Source organism: Microbacterium sp. (genome assembly GCF_036277215.1).
GTDB lineage: Bacteria > Actinomycetota > Actinomycetes > Actinomycetales > Microbacteriaceae > Microbacterium.
Map to the genome: position 1 here is coordinate 1 of NZ_DASUNI010000043.1, position 3143 is coordinate 3143.

At 70.0% G+C, this 3143-nt stretch carries 3 protein-coding genes and 1 pseudogene; 1 reads left to right on the forward strand and 3 read right to left on the reverse strand.

Translation table 11 applies throughout. The annotated features are described in order from the left end of the window. The coding region (locus VFX99_RS02245) for an ABC transporter (RefSeq protein WP_329664693.1) at positions 1–713 on the reverse strand (713 nt) is incomplete at its 3' end. Between the two features lie 93 nt (positions 714–806). Between VFX99_RS02245 and VFX99_RS02250 the strand changes: the two genes are divergently transcribed. Further along, positions 807–1058, forward strand: a complete 252-nt coding sequence (locus VFX99_RS02250; RefSeq protein WP_329664694.1) for a hypothetical protein — start codon at positions 807–809, stop codon at positions 1056–1058. Between the two features lie 8 nt (positions 1059–1066). Here VFX99_RS02250 and VFX99_RS02255 read toward each other — a convergent pair whose 3' ends face one another. Both VFX99_RS02255 and VFX99_RS02260 read right to left on the reverse strand, forming a co-directional pair. Beyond that, entirely contained in the window at positions 1067–1693 is a 627-nt protein-coding gene (locus VFX99_RS02255; RefSeq protein ID WP_329664695.1) for a hypothetical protein, read from the reverse strand. 145 nt (positions 1694–1838) lie between these two features. Then, positions 1839–3143, reverse strand: a pseudogene (locus VFX99_RS02260) (DNA-directed RNA polymerase subunit beta'); the annotation flags it as partial.

The window sequence follows — 3143 nt, forward strand, 5'->3', positions numbered from 1 at the left end:
GCGACGCCGACGAGCAGGCCGAAGATGACCCACGCACCCCAGCGGCCGCGGTTGATGATGGCGCCCAGGAGCCAGAACGCGACGAAGAACACGACGATGGGGACCCACAGGGCCCACGTTCCGAGCGCGAGCAGCGCAGCCGAGCCGAGGGTGTCAACCGTGACGTCGCCGTTCAGCAGCCCCACACCGAGCCACACGGCGAGGTACAGCACGCCGAAGGCGAGAGCAGCGAGCAACCCGATCGCGCCGGCGGCTCCGCGGTTGCCTCGCAGGCGCGGGGCCTCGGGAGCCTGTACGAAGATCGGCTGCGGGGTCGAGTACGCGGGCGCCACGACGGCGGTTTCGGCGGCCGGCGTCTCCACCACGGTCTCGCGCGGGGTCACGACGGGTGCCGCGACCACGGTCTCGGCCGGGGGCTCCCATGCCGGCGTCGAGTCGTCGGCGTGCGCTTCGTAGAGTGCGCTGTCGAAGGTCGAGTCGTCGTCGTACGCGGAGCGCGCGGGCTCGACGGGGGTGCGAGGCGTCTCGACGGTCTCGACGGTCTCGCCGTGCGAGTCGACGTGCGAATCGGAGGCCGCGGCCTCGTCCGCTGCCGCGTCCCGGCGGGCGGCCTCGGCATCCGCGATCCCCTGGTTGGCGCTGTGGACGACGTCGTCGTCGACCGGCCGGGGCTCATCGACAGGTTCGCCGTAGGACGACTTCGACTCACTCATCGGATGCACTCCTCACGCAGGGCGTGTCCCTGCACTGCGAGAGTAACCTGCAGCGGGCGTCCTGCCGCGGAGGCGTGCCGTGCGATTGCGGGCGTGGCGAGGGGAGCGGATGCCGGGCGCGGCGCCGCCCTCGACATGCTCAACGAGCTCGCCGCCGCGGAGGGGTTCGCCTGCTACACGCCCGACGGCGGGACCCCCTGCGAGAAGACGTGGTTCAACGAGCTGTACCCCGTCGTCGAAGGCCGCACGCTGTTCTGGCGCGACGGGATCCTCATCGACTCGCAGTTCGCGAACCTCGCGCCCGACGGCTACACCGCGGCGATCGTGGAGAGCGTGTTCGGCTGAGCCCGGACTCAGCCCCACACGTGGGCGGCGAGGCGTGTGCCGTAGAATTCCGGATGCCAGCCGCGCTCGACACTCGACAGCCACAACCCGCCGCGCAGCGTCTGCTCCTCGAGCACGTCCGCGGCGGTTCGCGTGCACACGACGGCGTCGGCATCCGAGGCGCAGTCGAAGCCTTGGCCTCGCAGCGAGGACTCGGCGATCGCACCGGCGTCGCCCGCGACCCGGGCGAGCGTGGATTCGATCGTCCGCCCGTCTCCCGCCTGCCAGTGGCACGAGATCCGCACCGACGGCGCGAGCGCGTCGGTGAGCGCGGTGATGACCGTGGGCGGTGGCGCGGCATCCTGCGAGAGCAGCACCTCGGGGGTCCAGGTGAGCTCGGCCCAGAGGTCGTCGGGGTATAAGGCTCGGCAGTCCAGCTCGCCGGACGCGATCGCGCGACTCGCCGGGGCCTCCGTCGCCGGGGCGGCCACCGGCTCCGATGTCGTCGCGCGCAGCATGTCGCCCATCCACGCGACCGAGACCGGGAGCATGGGCTGGGCGAGCCAGGCCAGCGCCGCGACGACGGCAGCGCACAGCAGCCCCGCGGGCCATGCGATCCACGAGTTGCGTCCACCGGTGCGCGCCAAGGCCCCCACCACCTCCTGCTTCAACGGTAAGCGGGTGGGCGATGAGGGCCGGATCCGGCGCGCGACGGGACGCGAAAGGCCCCCGCGCGAGCGGGGGCCTTTCGGTGATCACGGATGCCGCGGACCCTTCGACGAGCTCAGGGGCCGACGGCGATCAATTGTAGGTACCAGGCGTGAAGTCGTCCGTCGAGAAGCTGTCGAAGTCGACGTAGCTCAGGTCGGCGTCGCTGTAGGCGCCGTCCGACGCGAAGATGCGGTTGGGGTACCGCTCGCTCTTCGCCTCCTCCGTCGCCTCGACCACGACGTTGCGGTACTTCGCAAGTCCGGTTCCGGCGGGGATGAGCTTTCCGATGATGACGTTCTCCTTGAGGCCCAGAAGCGGGTCGCTCTTGCCCTCCATGGCGGCCTGCGTCAGAACGCGGGTCGTCTCCTGGAAGGAAGCGGCCGACAGCCACGACTCCGTCGCGAGCGACGCCTTCGTGATGCCCATGAGCTCCGGGCGACCGGACGCGGGGCGCTTGCCCTCGGCCACGGCCTCGCGGTTCATGTTCTGGTACTTCTTGAAGTCGACCAGCTCACCCGGAAGCAGCGTGGTCTCGCCGTGGTCGACCACGGTGACCTTGCGCAGCATCTGGCGCACGATGACCTCGATGTGCTTGTCGTGGATCGGCACACCCTGCGAGCGGTAGACGTTCTGAACGCCGTTGACGAGGTAACGCTGCACCTCGCGGGCGCCCATGACGCGCATGACCTCCTTGGGGTCGAGCGTGCCCACCAGGATCGGCTGACCGACCGTGACGTGCTGGCCGTCCTCGACCAGGAGCGTCGCGCGGCGAAGCACGGGGTAGACGTGCGGCTCCTCGCCGTTGTCGGGCGTCAGGATGACCTTCTTCGCGCGATCGGTCTCTTCGATCGTGATGCGACCGTCCGACTCGGCGATCGGCGACGCACCCTTGGGGGTACGCGCCTCGAAGAGCTCCTGCACACGCGGCAGACCCTGGGTGATGTCATCAGCCGAGGCCGAACCACCCGTGTGGAAGGTACGCATCGTGAGCTGCGTTCCGGGCTCACCGATCGACTGGGCCGCGATGATGCCGACGGCCTCGCCGATGTCGACGAGCTTTCCGGTCGCCAGCGATCGGCCGTAGCACTGCGCGCAGACGCCGACAGCCGAATCGCAGGTGAGCACGGAGCGCACCTTGATGGTCTCCACACCCGCCTCGATCAGCGTGTTCAGCAGCACGTCGCCCACGTCGTCGCCGGCCGCGGCCAGCACGTTGCCCTGAGCGTCGACCGCGTCGGAGGCGAGCGTGCGCGAGAACACCGAGTTCTCCACGTTCGCGTCCATCACGAGCGCGCCGTCGGCACCGGGTGCCGCGATCGGCAGCTCGAGACCCTTCGACGTGCCGCAGTCGTCCTCGCGGATGATGACATCCTGCGAGACGTCCACGAGACGACG